The sequence below is a fragment of the Sphingobacterium sp. GQ94 genome, assembly GCF_059758715.1.
The window spans coordinates 83,042-106,662 of the sequence record NZ_JCAXEC010000013.1; the positions used below are offsets into that span (position 1 = coordinate 83,042).

Below are 23,621 nucleotides of genomic sequence, written 5' to 3' on the forward strand. Positions count from 1 at the left end.
ATTTACATTATGGGAAAACCTACTTTGGTTGTTTTAGCAGCAGGAATGGCTAGTCGTTACGGTTCATTAAAACAAGTGGACGGTTTTGGACCTCACCAAGAGTCCATTGTTGATTATTCAATTTATGATGCAATTCGTGCTGGATTTGGGAAAGTAGTTTTTATCATCCGTGAGGAGTTTGAAGAGGTGATGCGTGAAAAATTTGACGAAAAACTTCAAGGAAAAATTGAAATAAGTTACGCTTTTCAGGATTTTAATTTAAGAAAATTCGGCATTGACAAGGATATCGAAAGGGTAAAACCATGGGGGACTGCACATGCCGTGTTAAGCGCGAAAGATCAGGTAGATGGACCTTTTTGCGTCATCAATGCAGATGACTTTTATGGGTATGATGCTTTCCAAAAAATGGCTGATTTTTTAAACACCCAAGTAGACGATACGCATATGGCCTTGATAGGGTTTGCGGTAGGGAATACCATGTCAGATTATGGTTACGTTTCAAGAGGAGTTTGTCAAGTCGACCAGAACGGTCATATGGCCTCTGTAACTGAGCGAACTAACATCTATTATGATAAGGATGAGCGTGGAGATAAAAAAATTGTGTACGAAGAGGAGGGTGTAAAATATGACCTTGCCGCTGACTCACGTGTTTCAATGAATTTTTGGGGCTTCACGCCCAGGGTTTTTGAGATTGCATTAGATTTATTTCCAAAATTTGTTGAGCAAAATGGAGATAACCCGAAGTCTGAGTTCTTTATTCCTTCTGTTCCTGATTATATGGTTAAAAATCAATTAGCAGATTTTAAAGTTATTCCTACAAACTCTAAATGGTTTGGAGTTACTTACATTGAAGATAAACCAATCGTTCAAAAAAGTATATCTCAACTGGTTGCTGATGGCGTGTATCCGGAAAAACTATTCTAAAAACTATTAACTCAAGTTTTAAGAAAGCTGTCTTTATAAAGATGGCTTTTTTTTGTTGATTCTGTCAATCTTCTGTTGATTCTGTCATGTGAAAGAAAAAGCTCGAATCCAATTTTTGGACTCGAGCTTTCTCATACCTAGTAAAAATGTATTGAACTATTTTACCTCTTCGAAATCTACATCTTGTACGTCATCACCTCCAGAAGATTTGTTAGAATCTTGGTTGGCTTGTTGTCCTGCATCTGCGGATGGCTGTCCTTCACCTTGTTGAGATGAAGCATACATTTCTTCCGAAGCTGCATTCCATGCATTTTGTAATTCAGTAGAAGCTGTATCGATATCTTCGAAATTTTTAGCAGCATGTGCAGCTTTCAATTTTTCTAAACCAGTTTCGATTGGTGCTTTTTTCTCTGCAGAAATCTTATCACCATACTCTTTTAACTGTTTTTCAGTGGAGAATACCAATGCATCAGCTGCATTTAATTTATCTACCTCTTCTTTTATTTTTTTATCTGCTTCAGCATTAGCTTCTGCTTCCTGTTTCATTTTTTTCACTTCTTCTTCTGATAAACCAGAGGAAGCTTCAATTCGAATGTTTTGTTCTTTACCGGTAGCCTTATCGATCGCTGATACTTTGATGATACCATTTGCATCGATATCAAATACCACTTCAATTTGAGGTATACCACGTGGCGCTGCAGGGATGTCAGTTAATTGAAAACGTCCCAATGTACGGTTTTGAGCAGCCATTGGTCTTTCACCTTGTAGTACATGGATCTCAACTGAAGGTTGGTTGTCCGATGCGGTAGAGAAAACCTCTGACTTACGTGTTGGGATTGTCGTGTTGGCTTCAATTAATTTTGTCATTACACTTCCCATAGTTTCAATACCTAAGGAAAGCGGAGTAACGTCTAAGAGTAAGATGTCTTTAACTTCACCAGTTAATACACCACCTTGGATTGCAGCTCCTAAAGCAACAACTTCATCTGGATTAACACCCTTTGAAGGGTCCTTAGAGAAGAATTTCTTCACAGCGTCCTGAATAGCAGGTATACGTGTAGAACCACCAACTAAAATAATTTCATCGATGTCTGCAGTAGTATATCCTGCATTTTTTAATGCCGTACGACAAGGTTCGATTGTACGTTCGATTAAAGAACTAACCAAATCTTCAAATTTAGCACGAGATAAGTTACGAACTAGGTGTTTCGGACCTGTTGCGTCTGCCGTGATATACGGTAGGTTGATCTCCGTTGATGTAGTACTTGATAATTCAATCTTAGCTTTTTCAGCAGCCTCTTTCAGACGCTGTAATGCCATAGGATCTTTTTTCAAATCAAAACCATTGTTTTCTTCTGCAAATTGTTCAGCTAACCAGCCGATGATTGCGTTATCAAAGTCATCTCCCCCTAGGTGTGTATCACCATCGGTTGCTTTTACTTCAAATACACCGTCACCTAATTCCAGTACAGACACATCATGTGTACCACCACCACAGTCAAAAACAACGATTTTCATGTCTTTGTCCGCTTTATCCAAACCGTATGCTAATGCAGCAGCGGTAGGCTCGTTGATAATACGTTCCACTTTTAGACCCGCGATCTCGCCTGCTTCTTTGGTTGCTTGGCGTTGCGCATCATTAAAGTAAGCTGGTACAGTAATCACCGCACGTGTAACTTCCTGACCTAAATAATCTTCAGCTGTTTTCTTCATTTTTTGAAGAACCATTGCTGAAATTTCTTGTGGGGTGTATTTACGGTCGTCAATTTCAACACGCGGTGTATTGTTGTCGCCTTTAACTACCTTATAGGGAACATGTCCAATTTCATTGCTGGCCTCTTGAAAATTTACACCCATAAAACGTTTAATTGAATAAACAGTCTTTTGTGGGTTTGTAATAGCTTGACGTTTTGCCGGATCTCCAACTTTACGCTCTCCACCATCTACAAATGCAACAATTGAAGGTGTTGTCCGTTTTCCTTCGTTGTTAGCAATCACTACTGGCTCATTTCCTTCCATTACGGCTACACATGAGTTTGTAGTTCCTAAGTCGATTCCTATAATTTTTGACATATCTTGTTGTGTTTTCTTTTAAATATTAACTCTTACTTCTATTTAACAACGCTTATGCCAAAGAGTTTTTTTAAGGTTTGTCACGACTTATTCGGTAATATCTTCCTTTATTTGTCATAGCTATGTGACATTGTGTCATTTATTGAGTTTTAATTTAATTATGTTTATTTTTGTAAAAATTGATCCAATATGACTTTTGATGAGTACCTGCGATATTTCCAGGATATAATTGACAACACAAAAAATTACCCAGCTTATGCTAATGATGCAGATTATCTAAACTATACCAAATTAAATTGGTCCCGGATGAACAGGTGGTTGAAAAAATTTGAACCAACAGAGCAAATGAAATCTTGCGTACAGGCCATTAAGGATCCGCAACATTGGATTGTTATCACTGAACCTTGGTGTGGTGATGCCGCTCATTCAGTTCCACAAATTTATTCTATCGTAAAGGATAACCCTTTAATTGACCTCGATATTCAGCTGCGAGATGTAGAACCGTTTTTGATTGATGAATATTTGACAAATGGCGGTAAATCCATACCAAAATTAATTATACGAAACGAGGTTGGACATGATAAGGTCGTTTGGGGACCTAGACCAGACGCCTTACAACAGATATTTGAAACCCTTAAATCCGAGAATCAATCTATGGAAGAAATTAAGGAACAAATCCAACGCTGGTATAATCAAGATAAAGGAGATGAACTTCGGAAAGAATTATATGAATTATTGTCATAGATATTCTTCAGAATACACGAATTAAACGAATAGCTGCCTTTTTGGGCGGCTATTTTTTTGCAGTTTAAAATTAATAGACGATTTTTTATTAAATTCACTTGATGAATATTGAAGAACTTCGTGAATATTGTATTGAAAAATCCCAAACTACTGAAGAAACGCCGTTTGGTCCTGATACTCTGGTTTTTAAAGTTGTAGGAAAAATCTTTTTATTGGTAGGTCTCGATCAGTTTGACAAACTGAGTTTTAATGTCAAATGTGATCCTGAAAGAGCCATAACGCTTCGCGAAAAATTTGAACATTCTGTCAAACCGGGTTACCATATGAATAAACAACATTGGAATACGGTGTTTGCTAATCGTGAACTCTCAGATGAGCAGGTTTATACATTAATTGATCATAGTTATGAACTTGTCGTTCAATCGTTGCCAAAAAAAATAAGGGACAATATTTCCAATTAAATTTTTTCAGAACGAACCTATCTCTTAGGTTCGTTCTGAATTTGAATTACATTTACATTTTTAAACCTATCTCTCTTAGCCGTTCATCGAGATATTCCCCGGCAGTGTAGTCTTGGTAAGCTTTTGGGTGATCCTGATCAATACAAGATGCTAAGCTAGCTAAACTCATGCTTGACTTTGGGTGTAAAAAGAAAGGAACAGAATACCTGGAACTTTTCATGAGTTCAAGTGGCGGGTTGACCACTCGGTGGGTGGTTGATTTTAATTTGTTATTCGTCAATCGTTGCAACATATCGCCTACATTGACGACAATATCTTCACCTTTAGCACGAATAGGGAACCAAACACCGTCTTTAGTTAATACTTCAAGTCCGTCTGCGCTTGCTCCAATAAGCAAAGTGATCAGGTTGATATCTTCATGAGCGCCTGCGCGAACCGCATCCGGAGATAAGTTTTCTGGATTTTGAATTGGAAAGTAATGAATGGCGCGAAGAATTGAATTTCCATTGTGAACAAAGGGTTCAAAATAGTCTTCAGGAAGTGCTAAATAATTGGCGATTGCTCTTAATAGCTGACGTCCCGCGTTTTCTAATTTTTGATAGATCTCTGCGGTGACTTGATTGAATTCCGGAAGTTCCTTTACCTCCGGGTTATCTGGGAAATCGGTTTTAGAAAATGGCTCATCCAAGATGGTTTGACCTCGTTGCCAGAATTCTTTTAAATCGGGTGTTTTTGAATCCTTTGCTTTCTCACGCCCTTTTGAGGTATAACCGCGTTGTCCAGCAAGTTCGGGATATTCATAATTCTGTTTCAAATCCTCTGGTAGATCGAAAAAGGATTTAACCACTTTGTATAATTCTTGAATTAATTCATTGGATAATCCATGTCCTGCAATGGTCACAAAACCCGTTTCATTAAAAGCTTTACCAAGGTCTTGGACAAATTGCTGGCGGTCAGAAGAACTGCCATCCGTGTAATGTGTTAAATCAAGTCTAGGAATGTTTACTGTTGCCATATTACTGAAATTTATACAAAGTTAAATGAATAATGATACAGATGTTTTATGAATGTGATAATAACATCACTCTAATTTATAAATATATATAATTCAGGTAATAAATTGAATGGATAATGTAAGATGACTTTGGTTAAAATGTAGGAAAACTGGATGAATTAATTCGATTAGGTCATGATTTTAATAAATAATACAAAAGTATTTGTTTTATCGAATCATTCTATTAAATTTGTTATGCTTGCATAATAAAAAAAATTAAACCAGAACATGAACCAAATTAATACAATCGATTATTTTTTGAAGACTGCTTGGCAGACAGTTGCTAATAAGTATAATGTCATAGCCTCACAGCATGGTTTTACTCAGGCCGCTGGTTATATTCTGATTAATATTCATGCTGAAGGTACACCCGTTTCTCATATTGCAAATTCTACAGGAGTGAAAACAACTTCTTTGTCTAGAGTTCTGAACAATTTGGAGAGTTTAGGGTTTATTTATAGAGAAACGAGTTCGACCGACAAACGCTCGGTGAGGGTTTATTTAACTGACCTAGGAAAAGAAAAACGAAAGATTGCGAAAAATGTCGTTCGTGAATTCAATGATTACCTAAATTCTTTTTTTACAGAACGTGAAAAAGCTACCATGATTAAAAATTTGGGAAAAATAAATGAATTGGCTAGCTCATATAATCCTGAAATTCAAGTTGAACACTAGTTTGCGTAAAAAAAAATATATACTATGATTAGAAATATTAAGAAAGTAGCTGTATTAGGTTCCGGAGTTATGGGATCTCGGATTGCTTGCCACTTTGCTAATATCGGTGTAGAAGTGTTGCTTTTGGATATACTCCCAAAGGAATTGTTGCCTGAGGAGCAGGCCAAGGGATTGACACTGGAGAGTCCGGTTGTTCGCAATCGTATAGTGAATCAATCTTTACAAGCAGCAGTTAAATCAAATCCAGCACCCTTATATAGCAATTCGTTCCTAAGCAGAATTTCCACAGGAAATTTCCAAGATGACATGGAAAGAATTAAAGAGGTTGACTGGGTTATTGAAGTTGTCGTCGAACGTTTAGAGATTAAAAAATCAGTTTTTGATTTGGTTGAAAAACACCGCAAACAGGGCACATTAATTACCTCAAATACTTCGGGTATTCCGATTCATTTAATGATTGAGGATAGATCAGAAGATTTTAAAGCGCATTTTTGTGGAACACATTTTTTTAATCCACCAAGATATTTGCAATTATTGGAGATTATTCCAACGAGTCAAACCAAGCAAGATGTACTGGATTTCTTGATTCATTTTGGAGATAAGATGCTTGGTAAGACAGTGGTGCTTTGTAAGGACACTCCAGCATTCATCGGTAATCGTATCGGCGTTTATTCAATGCTTGCCTTGACTCATCTGGTCGAACCATTAGGACTCAAAGTAGAAGAGGTTGATAAGTATACCGGACCTGCTATGGGACATCCCAAATCAGCTACTTTTCGTACGGCGGATGTAGTCGGTTTGGATACCTTGGTCAATGTGGCCAATGGCCTGCTGCAAAATGCACCAAATGATGAAGCAAAAGGTGTGTTTGAATTACCTGCATTTATTACCAAGATGGTTGATAATAAATGGTTGGGAGAAAAAACAAAAAAAGGATTCTATCAAAAAGTAAAAGATGATAAAGGGAATTCAGAAATTCTTTCATTGGATCTGAAAACCATGAATTTCAGCCCACAAGAAAAAGTGAAATCCAGTACTTTGGAGGCGACGAAATTGGTAGATGATGTTGCAAAACGAATGAAAGTTTATGAACAAGGTAATGATAAGGCTGCTGAATTGTTTCGCGCGATGCACTATCCTTTGTTTGAATATGTTTCCAAGCGGGTGGGAGAGATCACAGATGAATTCTTTCGAATTGATGATGCAATGCGAGCCGGCTTTGGCTGGGAGCTTGGACCATTTGAGGTCTGGGATGCATTGGGGGTAAAAGAAACCCTGCTTAAAATAAAACAAGAAGAAAAAAGACTGCCAGGACAAAACGGAGAGGTGGCCGACTGGGTTCATCAAATGTTGGAGGCCGGTTGTGAGAGCTTCTATAAACTTGAAAATGGGAAACGTTATTTTTATGATCTTTCTTCTAAAACATATCAACCCATTCCGGGTACCCAGGATCTTATTGTATTAGATCATATTCGCAAAGATAAAACCATTTGGAAAAATGATGGTGTATCCATCATTGACTTAGGAGATGGTATTATCAATTGTGAATTTCATACCAAAATGAATACCATTGGGGCTGAGGTAATCCAAGGACTGAATAAAGCTATTGACCTGGCCGAAGAACAGTATAGAGGATTGGTGATCTCGAATGACGGAAAAAACTTTTCTGCTGGTGCAAATATTGGAATGATCTTTATGATGGCTATTGAACAAGACTATGAAGAATTAGAAGTCGCAGTTCGTATGTTTCAGAATACTTCCATGCGTCTTCGTTACAGCTCAATTCCTGTCGTGGCTGCACCGTTCCAGATGACCTTAGGAGGAGGATGTGAGTTTTCTATGCATGCCGACTTTGTTCAACTTCATGCTGAGACCTATATGGGACTTGTTGAATTTGGTGTTGGGGTGATTCCAGGCGGCGGTGGGTCGAAGGAGTTTGCTTTACGTGCTTCTGATGATTATAAAGCCGATCAAATTGTTCAAAATTATTTTAAGGATAGATTCTTAACGATTGGCCAAGCGAAGGTCTCGACTTCAGCCTACGAGGCATTTGAGTTGGGCTATCTTCAAGCGGGCAAATTTGGTATTACCATGAATCGGAGTCGTTTATTAGCTGATGCCAAAGAAAAAGCGATTGCTTTAGCCGATCAGGGTTATATACAACCAGTAGAAAGAAAAGATATCATGGTTTTAGGCAATCAGGCATTAGGTATCGTTTATATTGGTTCTTCTTCAATGCAGGCAGGAAATTACATCTCTGAGCATGATAAGAAAATATCTGAAAAACTCGGATATGTAATGAGTGGTGGAGATTTATCGGAACCAACTTTAGTTTCTGAGCAGTATTTGCTCGATCTTGAACGTAAGGTTTTCCTTGAGCTCTGTGCTGAACGTAAGACTCTAGAAAGAATTCAGCACATGTTGACCAAGGGTAAACCTTTGCGAAACTAAGGAGGAGATGTTAATCATAATTGCACAATGCCCAAGGAATGAAGGTGTGTTGTCATTGGTTATATTTAATTGATAAAATAAGAATAAGAAAGACAGCGCTGAATTACTTATGAATTCAAGTAATATGAAGTTGTCTTACAAAATAAGAGCACATGGAAGCATACATTGTAGCAGGATATCGTACAGCAGTAGGGAAGGCACCACGTGGTGGTTTTCGTTTTATGCGTGCGGATGATTTGGCCTCTACGGTCATCAAACATTTGGTGGAATCGGTACCAAATTTAAAAAAGGAAGAAATAGATGATCTCATCGTAGGAAATGCGATGCCAGAGGCAGAACAGGGATTAAATGTTGCCCGATTAATTTCTTTGATGGCTTTAGATACGGATAAAGTTCCTGGGGTTACCGTGAATAGGTATTGTGCCTCAGGGTTAGAAACCATTGCAACTGCCGTGGCAAAAATAAAAACAGGAATGGCTGATGTCATTGTCGCAGGGGGAGTGGAGGTAATGTCGGGAATGCCTTTCGGAGGATGGAAAATTGTTCCAAACCCCGTTGTCGCCAAGCAAAATCCTGACTGGTATTGGGGAATGGGGCTCACTGCAGAAGCAGTTGCGAATGATTTTAACGTTTCGCGTGAGGATCAGGATAAATTTGCTTTGGAGTCTAATCGCCGTGCTGTGGATGCGATTAAGAATGGACGATTTAAAGATGGGATTTTGCCAATCACCGTGAAAGAGAATTATTTAAAGGATGGAAAAATTGCTTCGCGCGAATATGTGGTCGATACCGATGAGGGGCCTAGAGAGAACACTTCATTGGAGGCTCTATCCAAGTTAAGACCAGTATTTGACGCTAAGGGATCGGTTACCGCTGGTAATTCATCACAAACCTCAGACGGTGCTGCTTTTGTTTTGGTTGTCTCAGAGCGCAAATTGAAAGAGCTGAATTTAAAGCCAATAGCTAGGTTAGTTAGTTATGCTGTTGCTGGTGTGCCCCCAAGATTGATGGGGATTGGTCCAATGAAAGCTATTCCAAAAGCCCTGGAAATGGCCGGCTTGAAGAAGGAAGATATTGACCTTTTTGAACTTAATGAAGCCTTTGCTTCTCAATCCTTGGCCGTTATTCGCGAACTCGACCTTGATCAGGAAAAAGTAAATGTGAATGGTGGAGCAATTGCGCTGGGTCACCCGCTGGGTTGCACCGGAGCGAAATTAACGATTCAAGTTCTTGGTGAACTTAAAAGAAGAAATAAAAAATACGGCATGGTAACCATGTGCGTGGGTACAGGTCAAGGAGCAGCCGGAATATTTGAACTGTTATAGTCGAAAAACTTTTATACGAATGAAAGAGGGTTACACCTCCCTTAAATGAAAATATATCATGAGTGAAGCAGTAAAAAATAAAGTAATCAAAGGTGGGGAGTTTGTGATTAAGGAAACGCCGTATTCAGAGGTATTTATTCCTGAGGAATTTGATGAAGAAGCAAAAATGATTCGCCAAACGTGTTTGGATTTTTTGGATACCCAGGTACTTAATAAATTAGATCGAATCGATGCCCAAGAAGAAGGTTTGATGCAAACGTTATTGGATAAATCGGGAGAGCTTGGCATGTTAGGGGTATCAATACCGGAGGAATATGGTGGATTTGGAAAGAATTTTAACACATCGATGCTAGTAACCGATGCCGTAGGGGGGGGATTTTCTTTTGCTGTGGCCTTATCAGCGCATACTGGAATTGGGACACTTCCCATTCTATATTATGGGACTCAAGATCAAAAATCAAAATACATTCCTAAATTAACAACTGGGGAATGGAAAGCTGCATATTGTTTGACAGAACCTAACTCAGGATCCGATGCTAATTCTGGACGCACCTCAGCAAAGCTCAATGAGCAGGGTACCCATTATTTGATTAATGGTCAGAAAATGTGGATTACCAACGGTGGGTTTGCAGACGTATTTATTGTATTTGCAAAAATTGATGATGATAAGAATCTATCGGCATTTATTGTAGAGAAGAATTTTGGGGGAATTAGCATGAATCCTGAAGAACATAAGTTAGGTATCAAGGGTTCTTCTACTCGTCAAGTTTTTTTTAATGATTGTCCTGTACCGGTAGAAAACCTTCTTTCTGAGCGTGAAAATGGATTTAAGATTGCCGTTAATATTTTAAATATTGGCCGCATTAAATTGGGGGCTGCGACTATAGGCTCCTCCAGGGCCATTTTGTCTACAGCAGTCAATTATGCAAATGAAAGGATTCAATTTAATTTACCAATCTCTAAATTTGGTGCCATTCGATATAAACTTGCTGAAATGGCAACACGCCTATTTGCTGCTGAATCGGCAGCTTATCGGGCCGGTCAAAATATTGACGACGCGTATGACGCCTTGCTAGAGAGCGGAATTGAACAAGGGAAGGCTAGATTAAAATCTGTTGAGCTCTTTGCCATTGAGTGTGCAATAATTAAAGTCTGGTGTTCTGAAATGTTGGATTATGTTGTGGATGAAGGGGTACAGATTTACGGCGGCATGGGTTATTCGGCTGAGGCTCCAATGGAAAGAGCGTACCGTGACTCTCGTATTAATCGAATTTTTGAAGGAACCAACGAAGTGAACAGACTTCTGATTGTGGACATGTTGCTTAAACGTGCTATGAAAGGAGAAATTGATTTAATGGGACCTGCTCAACAAGTTGCTTCGGAATTAATGGCTATACCTGATTTCTCAAACCAGGATGATACACCTTTTGCTGCTGAGAAAAAAATAGTCTCAAATTTGAAAAAGGCAGGCCTGATGATTGCCGGTGCTGCTGTTCAAAAATTGATGATGTCTTTATCCAAAGAACAAGAGATACTAATGAATATCGCAGACATCATCGGCTATATTTACTTGAGTGAATCGGTTTTACTTCGGGCTGAAAAACTGCAACAGACCCAACCAGGAGAGCATGCTGATTACGCCACGACTATGGCCCAATTATACCTTTATTCTGCGATTGATAAAATTAACGTAGCTGGCAAGGAAGCTTTGTATTCCTTTGCGCAAGGTGATGAATTAAATATGATGCTGATTGGCTTACGTCGATTTACAAAAGCGGCTCCCTTTAATGTTAAGGAAGCCCGACAACGTGTTGCCAAAAAGCTTATTGAAGAAAATAAATACTGTTTCTAGTATTAGGTTGATTATGAGTAAAGCTTCGGGGAGTTCCCCGGAGCTTTTTTTATGGGCAAAATGTATGTCAAGTTCCATTTGATTTTTGAATTGTTATCTTTAGACAACGATCACGAATAATTGAGATTTCCGAACCTTTTTTTTCTTGGATAGAGCCTAGGATTCATGATCCTTTTTTAGGTTTATTTTCTTTTTAAATCCATAATTTTATAAAATGGCCAAAATTGTATTAGCAGGAGGAACAGGAAACTTGGGAAGACTATTGATCACTCATTTTTTACAGAACGGGGATGAGCTTACCGTTTTGAGCAGAGATAAGGATAACCAAATTCATCCTCGGGTTTCGATGGTGTATTGGGACGGTAGGAACTTAGGTTCGTGGAAGAATGCCTTGCAGGGAACTGATGTATTAATCAATTTGTGTGGAAAATCCGTTCAATGCCTTTTTTCAAAAAAGAACAAAAAGAGCTTATACGATTCAAGATTAATTCCCACCAGATTACTCGCTAAAGCAATACAAACCCTAGAGGACCCGCCAAAACTTTGGATTAATTTTTCTGGAGTTTCAATTTTTACAGGACTTCAGGGGTTGCATGATGAAACCAGCACCTCGATCGGCTCAGGCTTTTTAGCCAATCTCTCTCAGGCTTGGGAATCGGCATTTATGGAATGTGAATTACCGAATACACGGAAGATCATTTTACGAATCAGTCCCGTATTAAGCAAATCTTTCGGAGTTATTCGTGAACTTTTCGAATTAACTAAATTTGGATTGGCTGGAAGAGTAGGGGATGGGAATCAATTGGTGAGCTGGATTCATCAATCCGATTTCGTCCATCTGGTCTGCTGGCTTATTAATCAGTCTAGCCCCGAACCTATTTATCATGCATGCAGTCCACATCCCATTAGCAATGCTGAATTCATGCGAGCGCTTAGATCAGCTACACAAAGTCAACTGGGCTTACCATTGCCAAAGTGGATGGCATATGTAGGGGGATATCTTAAAGGAGTAGATCCTAGTTTGATGATTGAATCGGTTCCTGTAACAACAATATTAACCATCCAAAATGGTTATCCTTTTATTTTTCCCTATATTCAGCCCTCAATTAAAGATTTACTAAAAACATCAATTTAAAATTTTATATGTCTATTAAAAAATTTGATCTTTCAGAAGATTGGGTCGTGGTTATTTTGGGCCTTGGTATTATCGCTTTGGCTTTATCTGGTATTGTTATCCCAAAACCGTCTTTTAGTTGGGCGAATAGCCAAGAATTAACCTCTAAGGTGCTTTCTGTGGGTAACCTTTCGATAATTTTGCAACAATTCATTCTCGTATTTGTTGTAGGGATTGCAGGCGCGTTGTTGTTAAAAAAGGACTTAAAAGCTTTGCTAATTGTCTTCCCGTTGGTATTTGTACTGACTTTAATTGCCCTGTTATTAACGGGAAATTCGACCATTAAAAGCTTTAATTTGGAAGCGGTGATCTTCAGTTTGGCCATTGGATTGATTATTAGTAACTTTTTTAAGTTGCCTACCTGGTTTAAAGAAGCCTTGAGCACCGAATTGTATGTCAAAATCGGGTTGGTTTTGCTGGGGAGCTCGGTAATCTTTAGGGATATTTTAAAGGCTGGTTCGCTTGGATTAATTCAGGCTTTAGTGGTTGTGATTTCAGTTTGGTATTTTGCCTTTTGGTTGTGTCGAAAATTGAAAATTGATAAAGAAATGTCTTTAATGCTTTCTAGTGCGGTTTCAATTTGTGGGGTTTCTGCAGCAATAGCAACATCAGGGGCTATTAAGGGGGATAATAAGAAGCTCTCTTATGTTATTTCTTTGGTGTTGATAACCGCGGTTCCTATGATGATTATTATGCCTTACATCGCTGAATTGCTGAATCTTTCTCAACAGGTAACAGGCGCTTGGTTAGGGGGAAGTATTGACACTACTGGCGCAGTAGTTGCCTCAGGGTCAATCGTTGGAGAAGAGGCATTGAAGATTAGTACGATCGTGAAATTCTCTCAAAATGTTTTGCTTGGAATAGCGGCTTTTTTTATCAGTGTGTACTGGACTTATTCCAAATCTGTTGATGATGAAACCAAAAAAGATAAACCGACCCTGAAGTTAATTTGGGATCGTTTTCCAAAATTTGTAGTTGGTTTTGTGTTTGTTTCTCTAATGTTCTCGTTTGTCATCACAGAACAAAACCATCTTTTGGTAAAAGATAGTTTGAAAAGTATTCAAGGACTTTGGTTCGCTCTAGCTTTTACTTCCATTGGTTTAGAAACTAATTTTAAAGATATTTTTACGCAGTCTAATAAGAAACCATTATATGCATTCTTAATTGCACAGACTTTTAATATTCTAGTGACCTTGGCAGTTGCTTATGTACTTTTTGATTAACAGTTTTCGCTAATTACTAATTATCTCGAAATAACCAATTTTCTAGGCAGCTAGAAGGTTGGTTATTTTTTTTATTGTTGTTTTCTGTTCTGGATTATCTTGGGAGTAGACTTTGTGATTGTTTTATTTAAAATAAATTTAAAACCAATAGTTTTATGGAAATCCTTATCTTCAATCATCATTAAGTTGAATGGCTAAGTATGAACGAAAATGAGTTAATACAGCATTATAGGCAGACGGGAAATTTAGACTCCTTAGGCAAGTTGTATGCGCCCTATATGTCATTGTTATATGGTGTGTGTTTTAAGTATCTTCAGGATGCCGATCAGAGTGCTGATGCAGTGATGGAAATTTTTGATGAACTGATTGAAAAATTACGCCATCATCAGATTAGTAATTTTAAAAGCTGGCTACATGTTTATGCTCGTAATTATTGTTTGATGATCTTGCGCAAAGCCAAGCGCGTTCAACAAGTGGATATTGAAGATTATTTGTATGAATCTGAGCAACAATTGGATTCACAGGATATAAGTAAATGGGAAGAACATGATTTCGAAAAGTTGGAATTTTGTCTCTCTGGACTTAATCAAGAACAGCAGCATTGTATTCGATTATTTTATTTAGAACAGATGTGTTATAAGGATATTGCTGAAAAAACTGCTTTGGAGGTTAATAAGGTCAAAAGCAATATTCAAAATGGGAAAAGGAATTTGAAAATTTGCATGGAGAGGACTAATGGAAAATAATTATCAATTAACGAGGATTCATAATTACCTATCTGGTCTTATGGATGCTGAACAAATGCATGAATTGGAACTTGACGCTCTGAATGACCCTTTTTTGCAAGAAGCCTTGGATGGCTATAAACTGCAAAACGGGGTTGACACAAAACAGATGAGTGTCTTGCAAAAGAGACTAGCTCGTCGAATTGATGAAAAGGCGGTTCAAAGGAATGGTAGGTTTTATAGCTGGCAAAGATTAGCAGTGGCATTAACTTCCGGTGTCTTGTTTTTGGTAGTTTGTACTTTACTTTTATTTAAGCATTTTGATCAACCAAAGACTGAAAAGAAAACAGATGTAATGCTCATGGAGGAAGAAATGCGTATTTCCATCCGTAGTTTGAGCGGTTCTGACGCCTCACCAATACAGGGATGGGGAGAATTTAATGAAGAGCTTAATTCCGAAATCCGAGATTTTAAAGGCTCTGATCTACTTCATGTGGAATTTACAATCGACGAAAATAGGGCATCCTCGATCAAATTTAGTCAATCTAATGAGGGGCTACTGCAGACTACTATTTCGAATTTTCTCGTCCAAAAGGTTCAATGGAAAGGTGAAAAGGGCATTCTGGAAATCCGTATTCAACACAAAAATTTGTAAAAAAATGTAAAGGTAAACCTAGTTAACGTATCCAGAAGGTTCATTCCAAAAAACGAACCTTCTGGATTTTTTTATTCCTCCCAACGGATTTTTTCTTCTATGGGGTTTCTTACCGGCTCACGATTTGGAGATTCATGATGGCCTAAATAAAAAATTCCAATGCATTTTTGATTTTCTTGAAGTCCTAAGAATGGTCCCATATGTTCGATTAATCCTGGAGTAGACCAATACCCACCAATTTGCAATGATTGAGCGGCTAGCCACAAGTTTTGAACGGAACATGCTGTTGCGGCTAACTCTTCCCATTCAGGAACTTCTGCCGTATAATTGACGATAATAGCAATGGCTGCGTTTGACATGGTTGCTTTCTTTTCCATGTTCTCTTGGGTCATCAGGTTATATTTTTCCTCTGGGGTAATGTCTTTGTAAATATTGGCAAGTTCTTCTCCAAGGCGAGTGAGCCCTTCTTTGCGGAAAATAACAAATCTCCAAGGTTGTGTGCGTTTGTGCGTAGGAGCAGCATTTGCAGCCTCAAGGATGGTCAATAAATCTTCTTTGCTTACTTCTTTATCAGTAAAATTCGCCTGAAATATTGATCTACGATACTGGATAGCTTGTAACACTTCGTTTTGTTGCATAGGTATAGTTTTATCTTTTTAAAGGTAGCAAGAATTAACTTAACTCTTCCCAAAGTGCTGCAATATGAATAATGCTTAGTACTGCTTTTTGCATATCTTGAATGGAAACCCATTCTTGTTTACCATGGAAGGCATGACCGCCAGCAAAAATATTTGGACACGGAAGTCCCATAAATGATAATTGCGAGCCATCGGTTCCTCCTCGGATACTCCTTTTTTCCACTTTGCAACCAGCCCTTTCAATGCCCATCATTGCGATTTCCAGCCCTCTAGGATGTTGGTCCAATATTTCTTTCATGTTGCGGTATTGTTTATGGATTTCAAAACTGAAATCTGCACCTGGATATTGTGCTATCGTTTTTTGAATGATTCCTTCCAACTCAGCCTCGTGTTCGCTTAATTTTTTCGTGTCATGATCTCTGATAATAAAAGAGACTGTAGCCATTTCAACATTACCTTGAATGTTTGTTGGGTGAATAAAACCTTCTTTGCCTTGTGTAGTCTCTGGGGAAAGTCTGTCCTTAGGTAGATTTTCTAAGAGAGAAGAGGCAATTTTTATAGCATTGACCATTTTATTTTTTGCATATCCTGGGTGGATGGAAATGCCATGGATTATGACTTCAAACCCATCCGCCGAGAAGGTTTCATCTTCAATGGTGCCGAGTTTTTCTCCATCCATTGTATAGGCATAATCTGCACCGAGTTTGTCTAGGTCAACATGAGATACTCCTCTTCCTATTTCTTCATCCGGAGTAAATAATATCTTTATATCCCCGTGTTTAATGGTTGGATTGTCCATCAAGATCTTTGCGGCATCCATGATTTCTGCGACACCTGCTTTATCATCTGCACCCAATAAGGTTTTGCCGCTAGCTGTGATGACATCGTTTCCAATTTGCTCCTTTAGGTCTGGGTGTTCCGAGAATCGAATGATGATATTATGATCGTCAGGGAGGACTAAATCTTCTCCTTGATAATTCGAATGAATTAGCGGTTTTACATCTTTTCCTGAGCAGTCTGGTGAGGTATCGACATGTGAACAAAAACAAATTACTGGAACTTTTTTCTCTGAATTAGAGGGGATGGTTGCATATACATAGCCGTGGAGATCAAGATGTGCATCCTTTATCCCTATTTCATGTAGTTCTTGTACGAGTAATTTGCTTAAATTTTTCTGTTTCTGAGTTGAGGGAACAGAAGTGGAGTGGGCATCAGATTGCGTGTCAATCTGGACGTATCGTATAAAATTTTCAGCTACTTGAAAATCTTTGATTTGATTAATTTCCATAGGCACAAAACTACACATTTTGTGATTCATAGATAAAAAACAACCTGAAATTATTATTTTGGCTCAGGTTGTCTTTAAATTTTTTGGTGAAGTTTATTGTTTATCCGCCCATCCAAAAACTTTTTGCAATATCTTGGAATCTCGTGAACCGCCTAAGTTTTGACGAATTTTTAATTCTTGGTCTGCTACCTTAATGAATAAGCCATCTATTGCCTTTTGGGTTACGTATGCCGTTAAATCGGTTTCGATTTTATTACTCAAAGGGAGTTTGTTGTAGGCGGATGTTAATTGACCCCAATAGGTTGAGACATTATTTTTACTCATAGCAGAATGTACGATTGGGTTGAATTTTGTGCGTAACTCCGAAGAAGTACTGGTTTTGAAGTAATTGGTTGCTGCATTTTGTTGCCCACTTAATAAAATATTAAAGGCATCATTTACGGTCATTTTTGATAAGGAGTTAATGAAAACTACAGATGCTTCCTTGACAGCCGATTCGGCAGCTCTATTCATGCTGTTAATAAATTGGTCACAGAGGTTCCCCATACCTACTGAACGCAAAGCAGATTCTACTTTTTTAGCTTGATCTGGCATCAGTATTTTTACTGCATTATCCCCTAAAAATCCATCTTTTACAGAAAGTGTTTTAATGCTCTGTTGTAAGCCATTATTTAAGGCATTTTTGATACCTGTTGTTGCCTCAGCTTGAGTAATCTCTGTGGGTTGGTTAGTTGTTTTGGTAGAACTTGATGAACCTGTTCCTTGATTGGGAACAGTAATTCCTGCCTGTTGTAGTGTGTCACAACTGCTTACTAATAAAGCAACAGCTCCAAATGCTATAATGTGTGCTATTTTCATGAATCAAAATTAATGTTTTGGAATGAGAAATACTTTAAGGAATTAATCTGCATGAATAAGGAAGAAATCTCAACGAGTCTTTTATTTCCTAACCAAATTAAAATGATTAAAAAAGAGAACCAGTGTTGAAGATCACATGCGATCTGGCAAAGCAGAGCGGCGTGTCCAGGGAGATGATCGGCAAGTACGAGCGTGGTGAGGCCGTACCCCTCCATCGATGCGGCCAAGAAGATCGCCTCGGCCCTGGGCGTGACGCTCGACTACCTTGCTGGTGAGGCCAGCAGCTCAGCCTTCGACCGCCGGACGGTGGAAAGGATAGAGGATATCGAACAGCTTGAGGAGAACAAGAAACAGACGCTATACGACCTGATCGATACATACATCAGGGATGCAAAAGCCCGTAGGGCATATAGTCTATAAACAAACAAAGCCCAATCTTGTGAAAGATTGGGCGGTATTGCTATTACTTATCCTCCGATATCAGAGTACCAGACAGAGATAAAAGGACAGCAGAACAAAAAATATTGACCCCACGGTCAACCAGCCATATTTCCGCTTTTCCCGTTTAGACCACTTTTCATATCTGTCAAAGTATTTTATGTACTTATCCTGCTTGAAAACAAACACATAACAGATCAGACCAGAGCCGACCCCACAGCCTATTATAAGCGGTGTGGATATGCTTACTTTCAACATCATCAGAACAGAAAAAAAGAAGAGAGCCAAATCGCCCCAAAGAAAACCACCAGCAGCTACAGTACTAAGACCAAACCGCTTGTCTCCCCATGCCTTGTTGATTTCCTGATGAATATCAATCCCAAGCTCTTCATAGCGCTTTCTCTGAAAAGGCAATTTATGTATGAGATTTGCAGGATTGATTCTTTCGCTAAACAAATGAACTTTATAAAAAGCCTTATAAAGGCAAAAATGTATAATATTCAAGTATTTCTCCATAACTCCCCTATCTGCCGTGATAATAGTTGATCGACCGCTCCCCTACATTACTTCCCGTGTAGCCTCCCACGAGTCCTCCAACGAAACCACCAATTATAGCGCCTGGAACAGCCCCAACACCACCAAACCAAACACCAACAGCAGCTCCTGCAGATGCCCCGACCTGCCTATCTCTGCATCATAAAACCTTGCCCCGTAATCGTTCGGAGTTATTTAGGCCAGAAAAGCTGTGCAACTACTGGAAAGTGATCTGAAGGATATTTTCCCATATAAGTGTCTGTCAGAATACCATATTTTTTAACACCAAATGGTTTGGTTATAAAAATATGATCAATTCTCCCTTTCTCATTTATTCTACGCCCAAATGAGTTGAAAGTAGAGTTGGGTTCATATACGATTTTAGCTATATCATATACATCTTGAACAACTCCGCTTTTAGCTAGCGTGAAATAGGCTTCATTGTTTTCATCGATGTTAAAATCTCCTGTTAGAATCAGGGGTAAATCCTTTGCGAATTCTTTGGCTTTGGCTAAAATGAGTTTTGCACTTTCTGTGCGAGCTACCTTACCTATGTGGTCAAAATGTGTATTCATGAATATGAATTTTTTACCATTACTTTTGTCTAGGAATATGCCCCATGTACAGATTCTTGGTAAAGCTGCATCCCATCCCTTGTTTGGTTTCTGAGTATCTGTATCAGATAACCAGAATGTTCCGTTCTCTATCGCTTGAAAACGGTTTGTGTTGTAGAAAATTGCTGAATATTCCCCTTTTTGAGCCCCGTCGTCTCTTCCGACACCAATGTATTTAAATTCTGTCAATTCCTTAGACATATCCTCCAATTGAATTTTGAAGGCTTCTTGTACCCCAAATATCTCAAATTCATGAAACTTTATTAGGTTAGTAACGGCTTGTTTTCGAATATCCCAAAGGTTTCCTGTGTCAGCAGTGGTCTTCATTCGGATGTTAAAGGTTGCTATATTAATTTGTTGCGCAAAGCCCATTACACTGCACAGCAATATGGCTAAGGAAATGCTGATTTTTTTCATGCTATTTTTTTAATAATGTTTTTAGAAGCTCTGGTTGATCGGTTGTGATAAAATCTATTTTTTCATTCAAAAAATAGGTCATATCTTCCTGCGTATTGACAGTCCAAGTGTTGGTTTTTAATTTAAGTTTTTTAAATTCTTGAATCCACGTTGGGTTCTTTTTAAATACAGCTAGGTTGTAATCCACGCCTGTAAGTTTAGCTTGCTTAACTTCATTTGGCGTTTTATCACCATTTAAGTAGTGAATTTTCACTTTCTTGTCTAATTCTCTGAATTTCAAACATGCATCCCAATCGAATGCTATGAACTCAACCATTTTATTTGCTTTTAATTTTTTCACCAAGGCTAATGATAATTCGACTGCCTTTAAGGTTCTTTCTTTACTAATTTTGCTGGTCTTAAGCTCATAAATCAGTTTAGTACCTTTTTGCTTTAGTCCGTGAATTAAATATTCTTCAGCAGTAGGGATAACCTCCCCGTTGGGATGTTTTTTACTTAGTAATTCTTGATAGGTAAGTTCTTCTATCTCCAAACCATAAAAATCATGATCGTGATTAACCACTAATATATCGTCTTTTGTAAGATGAACATCAAATTCACTACCCCATACTTGTTGTTCCACTGCAGCATCAAAGGACGCGATTGTGTTTTGAGGAACTTTGCTATTTTTCCAAGCACCACGGTGCGCAATAATGGAAGTTTGGGCAATAAGACCTACATTCAAAGAGGTTGTCATGATGATAAATACTATTAATTTTTTCATTGAGTTTATGATGATTAGTTTACATATATTATGTTGGCAACAGGGCGTTGACCTTGATGGTCAAATTTCTTGTTGTCAGAAGGGTGATTAACAATATTGTCTGTGTTCATTCCTTTTATAAACATCGTACTACTTCCCCCACCATCTAAATTCATGGCATCCCTAGCACCAATCCATTTTAGGACAAGTGCCAGTTCATTTAAATTCATTCCTTGGGCTTGGCTATTTCTGCCATCTACTACCATTAAAATTAATTTATTTTTACGGGTGATGGCAATTGCTGTACGTGGATGTCGATTGGTATTGAAAGGATTTTCTTTGTTTTTTATTATCGAATCTTTTTCAATTAATAGTGGACCAGAAACCATGACATCACTAGCTTCCGAATTTTTTATGAAATCGTCTGTGGCACGACCAATACTAACTTTGTGATTTGCTATACTAAAAACAGCTCCTGCTCTCTGGGATGGTTTTTTGGTAAGATTGAGGATTTGATTATTGATTTTTAGATAGTCAACTGCACCTCCATTTTTCATATCAAAAAAACCTCCATTAATAGCAAGGATAGCGTTATGTTGTTCGGCGAAAGCAGATGTAGTCTTTAATTCACTCGAATCCCCAGCTAGATGGACCTTATTTCGGTTTTTTTTGAGATCTATTTCAATCCAGTTTATCTCTTGAACACTTTGGAAAAGGTTTGAAAAATGCCCTTGATTCCATTTAATGCCTTTTTTTATTATTTTGGTATTCCATTTTGCGCGAGCAATTGTTAAGGAATCTGCATTTTGAGCTATGGCTAATTGAGGTAGGTATATTAGGCATACCAGAGTAAGTAATTGCAGGTTATGGACGAGTTTTCGAAGCATGTTTTTAACAAGTTCAACGAATTTAATCAATTATTATTAACTAACTATTAAATCTAACAATTGCCGTCCCATTCGTTATAAAATTGTTGCAAAAAGTTTTCCATATAGCGGTGTCGATGATCGGCAATTTGTTTTGCAGCTTGGGTATTCATCTTATCTTTTAATAATAAGAGTTTTTCGTAGAAATGATTGATTGTTGGAGCCGTTGAGTTTTTATATTCTTCTTTACTTTGATTTTTTTTATAGGTAATCTCAGGATTGTAAATTTCGTGGTTTTTAAACCCACCATAAGTAAATGCACGAGCAATACCAATCGCTCCAATGGCATCTAATCGATCTGCATCCTGAACAATCGCTAATTCAATGGAGTGGAATTTTACTTCTCCTAATGAAGATTTATATGACATGTTCCGAATGATTTGCTGAACATGGTTAATGGTCTGTGGATCTATTCCAATGGAATCTAAAAATTCCCCAGCAATCTTAGGACCTAGGTTTTCATCACCTTGATGGAATTTACTGTCGGCAATGTCGTGCAATAAGGCCGTGAGTTCGCAAACTAAGGAATCAGCATGTTCAGTTTCTAGAATATGTAGTGTGTTTTTCCAAACCCGCTGAATGTGCCACCAATCATGGCCAGATTCAGCGTCTTTTAATTGTTCTTTTACGAATTCAATAGTTTTTTCAATAAATAACTGTTCCTGATTAGTTTTTTGAACCCTCATATAATTCGTATTGTAATAATCTGCAATCTAGTTTTCCATTAAAAAATTCAAAGCGGCGAGTTGCACGTAGGCCAATCTTCTTCGCTAAATCAGGGTTACCTGTGAATATATACCCTTTATAGCCTTTGCATTCTTTCTTCATGAAATCTCCCATGCGGGCATAGGTTAGTTCCAGTCTGGAATGGATTCCTAGACGTTCCCCATATTCCGGATTGAACATAATGATACCTGAGCCCTCTGGAATCGTTGTTTTTTCAAAATCACAAACTTCAAATTCGATTAAGTGTTCTACACCTGCTGTGCGCGCATTTTGTTGGGAAATATCAATAGCTTCTGCGGAGATATCGGAAGCAATAATTTTCGGAAGGTTAGTTTTATCAGTTATTTCTTTTAAAATTCTCCTTTGCTCAAAGAAAACCTCTTCATCATATCCAATGAAATGCATAAAAGAATAATTCATGCGTTGCAAACCTGGTTTTCTATTTTGGGCCATCAAAGCAGCTTCTATTGCGAGTGTTCCTGAACCACACATAGGGTTTACAAATGGAGATTTGCCGTCCCATTGGGTTGCAAGAATTGTCGAAGTAGCTAAGGCTTCAAGCATGGGAGCTTTACCCGGATGTTTCCTATAGCCATGTTTTGCTAGGGTTTCTCCCGAGGTGTCTAAGAATATTTCAGCTCGATCTTCCATCCAGTGTAAGTGAATAACAGATTTATTTAGATCAGGTCCTGAATTTGGCCGCATTCCTTTTTTGTCTTTGATGCGGTCAACAATAGCATCTTTTACCTTTACATTGGCAAATAATGGGGTAGTGATTGTATCGTTATGTACATTTGATGTTACTGAAAAATAACCGTCAATAGGAATGATATCCTCCCAGGATATCCCCATCAGACCTTTATATAATTCATTTGCATCATTTGCTTTAAATGACTTCAACTGATAAAATACCTGGCTTGCTGTGCGCAGGTTTAAATTTAGTTTGATGCACTCATTTACAGAGGCTTTTAACTCTAATCCGGTGTTAAATGTGCGAGTGATATCATATCCTAACTCACGAACCTCTTGCTCCAAATAAGGAGACAATCGTCTATTGCAAGTAATGATGACCTTGCCTTGGGTGTTGAAAACTTCTGCCATATT

General features: G+C 38.2%; 23 protein-coding genes and 1 pseudogene. 12 read left to right on the top strand and 12 right to left on the bottom strand.

Going from position 1 to position 23,621, the window contains the following annotated elements:
* Window positions 1–9: 9 nt before the first annotated feature.
* Window positions 10–924, top strand: coding sequence for a nucleotidyltransferase family protein (locus tag AC6CHH_RS12405; protein ID WP_498283300.1), 915 nt, complete (start codon window positions 10–12; stop codon window positions 922–924).
* Window positions 925–1,080: 156 nt separating this feature from the next.
* On the opposite strand, the gene dnaK is transcribed toward AC6CHH_RS12405, so the two are convergent.
* On the bottom strand, window positions 1,081–2,997 hold the full coding sequence (gene dnaK / locus AC6CHH_RS12410; RefSeq protein WP_498283302.1) for a molecular chaperone DnaK: 1,917 nt from the start codon (window positions 2,995–2,997) through the stop codon (window positions 1,081–1,083).
* 189 nt (window positions 2,998–3,186) lie between these two features.
* On the opposite strand from dnaK, the gene AC6CHH_RS12415 reads away from it, so the two are divergent.
* Both AC6CHH_RS12415 and AC6CHH_RS12420 read left to right on the top strand, forming a co-directional pair.
* Entirely contained in the window at window positions 3,187–3,741 is a 555-nt protein-coding gene (locus AC6CHH_RS12415) for a thioredoxin family protein (RefSeq protein ID WP_498283304.1), read from the top strand.
* A 101-nt stretch (window positions 3,742–3,842) separates the two neighbouring features.
* Window positions 3,843–4,202 carry an MmcQ/YjbR family DNA-binding protein gene (locus AC6CHH_RS12420; RefSeq protein ID WP_498283306.1) on the top strand — a complete coding sequence of 120 codons (360 nt, stop codon included), beginning with the start codon at window positions 3,843–3,845 and terminating at the stop codon, window positions 4,200–4,202.
* A gap of 52 nt (window positions 4,203–4,254) precedes the next feature.
* Here the strand turns inward: AC6CHH_RS12420 and AC6CHH_RS12425 are convergent, their stop codons facing one another.
* Entirely contained in the window at window positions 4,255–5,217 is a 963-nt protein-coding gene (locus AC6CHH_RS12425; protein ID WP_498283308.1) for an isopenicillin N synthase family dioxygenase, read from the bottom strand.
* Window positions 5,218–5,484: 267 nt separating this feature from the next.
* On the opposite strand from AC6CHH_RS12425, the gene AC6CHH_RS12430 reads away from it, so the two are divergent.
* From AC6CHH_RS12430 to AC6CHH_RS12465, 8 genes are all read left to right on the top strand, one after another.
* A complete protein-coding gene (locus tag AC6CHH_RS12430; RefSeq protein WP_498283310.1) occupies window positions 5,485–5,931 on the top strand; it encodes a MarR family winged helix-turn-helix transcriptional regulator in 447 nt (148 codons plus the stop codon).
* 24 nt (window positions 5,932–5,955) lie between these two features.
* Window positions 5,956–8,382: a 3-hydroxyacyl-CoA dehydrogenase/enoyl-CoA hydratase family protein gene (locus AC6CHH_RS12435; protein WP_498283312.1), complete on the top strand. Its 2,427-nt coding sequence runs from the start codon at window positions 5,956–5,958 to the stop codon at window positions 8,380–8,382.
* Window positions 8,383–8,534: 152 nt separating this feature from the next.
* Window positions 8,535–9,707, top strand: a complete 1,173-nt coding sequence (locus AC6CHH_RS12440) for an acetyl-CoA C-acyltransferase (RefSeq protein WP_498283314.1) — start codon at window positions 8,535–8,537, stop codon at window positions 9,705–9,707.
* Window positions 9,708–9,765: 58 nt separating this feature from the next.
* Window positions 9,766–11,559 carry an acyl-CoA dehydrogenase FadE gene (locus AC6CHH_RS12445; protein ID WP_498283316.1) on the top strand — a complete coding sequence of 598 codons (1,794 nt, stop codon included), beginning with the start codon at window positions 9,766–9,768 and terminating at the stop codon, window positions 11,557–11,559.
* Window positions 11,560–11,773: 214 nt separating this feature from the next.
* Window positions 11,774–12,694 (top strand): epimerase, encoded by a 921-nt coding sequence (locus tag AC6CHH_RS12450; RefSeq protein ID WP_498283318.1) that lies wholly within the window; start codon window positions 11,774–11,776, stop codon window positions 12,692–12,694.
* 8 nt (window positions 12,695–12,702) lie between these two features.
* Window positions 12,703–13,956: a YeiH family protein gene (locus AC6CHH_RS12455; RefSeq protein WP_498283320.1), complete on the top strand. Its 1,254-nt coding sequence runs from the start codon at window positions 12,703–12,705 to the stop codon at window positions 13,954–13,956.
* Between the two features lie 200 nt (window positions 13,957–14,156).
* Complete coding sequence (locus AC6CHH_RS12460) at window positions 14,157–14,702, top strand: RNA polymerase sigma factor (RefSeq protein WP_498283322.1); 546 nt, start codon at window positions 14,157–14,159, stop codon at window positions 14,700–14,702.
* A complete protein-coding gene (locus AC6CHH_RS12465; RefSeq protein ID WP_498283324.1) occupies window positions 14,692–15,336 on the top strand; it encodes a hypothetical protein in 645 nt (214 codons plus the stop codon). Before AC6CHH_RS12460 ends, AC6CHH_RS12465 begins: the two co-directional genes overlap by 11 nt.
* A gap of 71 nt (window positions 15,337–15,407) precedes the next feature.
* On the opposite strand, the gene AC6CHH_RS12470 is transcribed toward AC6CHH_RS12465, so the two are convergent.
* The 3 genes from AC6CHH_RS12470 to AC6CHH_RS12480 all read right to left on the bottom strand — a co-directional run bounded on the left by AC6CHH_RS12470 (window position 15,408) and on the right by AC6CHH_RS12480 (window position 18,120).
* Window positions 15,408–15,974: a nitroreductase family protein gene (locus AC6CHH_RS12470; RefSeq protein ID WP_498283326.1), complete on the bottom strand. Its 567-nt coding sequence runs from the start codon at window positions 15,972–15,974 to the stop codon at window positions 15,408–15,410.
* A gap of 34 nt (window positions 15,975–16,008) precedes the next feature.
* Window positions 16,009–17,292 (bottom strand): peptidase T, encoded by a 1,284-nt coding sequence (gene pepT, locus AC6CHH_RS12475; RefSeq protein ID WP_498283328.1) that lies wholly within the window; start codon window positions 17,290–17,292, stop codon window positions 16,009–16,011.
* A gap of 63 nt (window positions 17,293–17,355) precedes the next feature.
* Window positions 17,356–18,120, bottom strand: coding sequence for a DUF4197 domain-containing protein (locus tag AC6CHH_RS12480; RefSeq protein ID WP_498283330.1), 765 nt, complete (start codon window positions 18,118–18,120; stop codon window positions 17,356–17,358).
* A 195-nt stretch (window positions 18,121–18,315) separates the two neighbouring features.
* Here AC6CHH_RS12480 and AC6CHH_RS12485 point away from each other — a divergent pair, with 195 nt between their 5' ends.
* Complete coding sequence (locus AC6CHH_RS12485; RefSeq protein ID WP_498283332.1) at window positions 18,316–18,540, top strand: hypothetical protein; 225 nt, start codon at window positions 18,316–18,318, stop codon at window positions 18,538–18,540.
* Between the two features lie 60 nt (window positions 18,541–18,600).
* On the opposite strand, the gene AC6CHH_RS12490 is transcribed toward AC6CHH_RS12485, so the two are convergent.
* The 7 genes and pseudogenes from AC6CHH_RS12490 to AC6CHH_RS12520 form a co-directional block, all read right to left on the bottom strand.
* The gene (locus tag AC6CHH_RS12490; protein WP_498283334.1) at window positions 18,601–19,074 is read right to left on the bottom strand and encodes a hypothetical protein; all 474 of its coding nucleotides are present in this window, start codon (window positions 19,072–19,074) and stop codon (window positions 18,601–18,603) included.
* A 7-nt stretch (window positions 19,075–19,081) separates the two neighbouring features.
* Window positions 19,082–19,222: pseudogene (locus tag AC6CHH_RS12495) on the bottom strand (hypothetical protein); the annotation flags it as partial.
* Between the two features lie 61 nt (window positions 19,223–19,283).
* Window positions 19,284–20,123 (bottom strand): endonuclease/exonuclease/phosphatase family protein, encoded by an 840-nt coding sequence (locus AC6CHH_RS12500; protein ID WP_498283336.1) that lies wholly within the window; start codon window positions 20,121–20,123, stop codon window positions 19,284–19,286.
* A 1-nt stretch (window position 20,124) separates the two neighbouring features.
* On the bottom strand, window positions 20,125–20,886 hold the full coding sequence (locus AC6CHH_RS12505; RefSeq protein WP_498283338.1) for a glycerophosphodiester phosphodiesterase: 762 nt from the start codon (window positions 20,884–20,886) through the stop codon (window positions 20,125–20,127).
* Between the two features lie 14 nt (window positions 20,887–20,900).
* Window positions 20,901–21,752, bottom strand: coding sequence for a phosphodiester glycosidase family protein (locus tag AC6CHH_RS12510; protein WP_498283340.1), 852 nt, complete (start codon window positions 21,750–21,752; stop codon window positions 20,901–20,903).
* A 53-nt stretch (window positions 21,753–21,805) separates the two neighbouring features.
* Window positions 21,806–22,477, bottom strand: coding sequence for an HD domain-containing protein (locus AC6CHH_RS12515; RefSeq protein ID WP_498283342.1), 672 nt, complete (start codon window positions 22,475–22,477; stop codon window positions 21,806–21,808).
* Window positions 22,458–23,618, bottom strand: a complete 1,161-nt coding sequence (locus AC6CHH_RS12520) for a THUMP domain-containing class I SAM-dependent RNA methyltransferase (protein WP_498283344.1) — start codon at window positions 23,616–23,618, stop codon at window positions 22,458–22,460. Before AC6CHH_RS12520 ends, AC6CHH_RS12515 begins: the two co-directional genes overlap by 20 nt.
* Window positions 23,619–23,621: the final 3 nt, after the last annotated feature.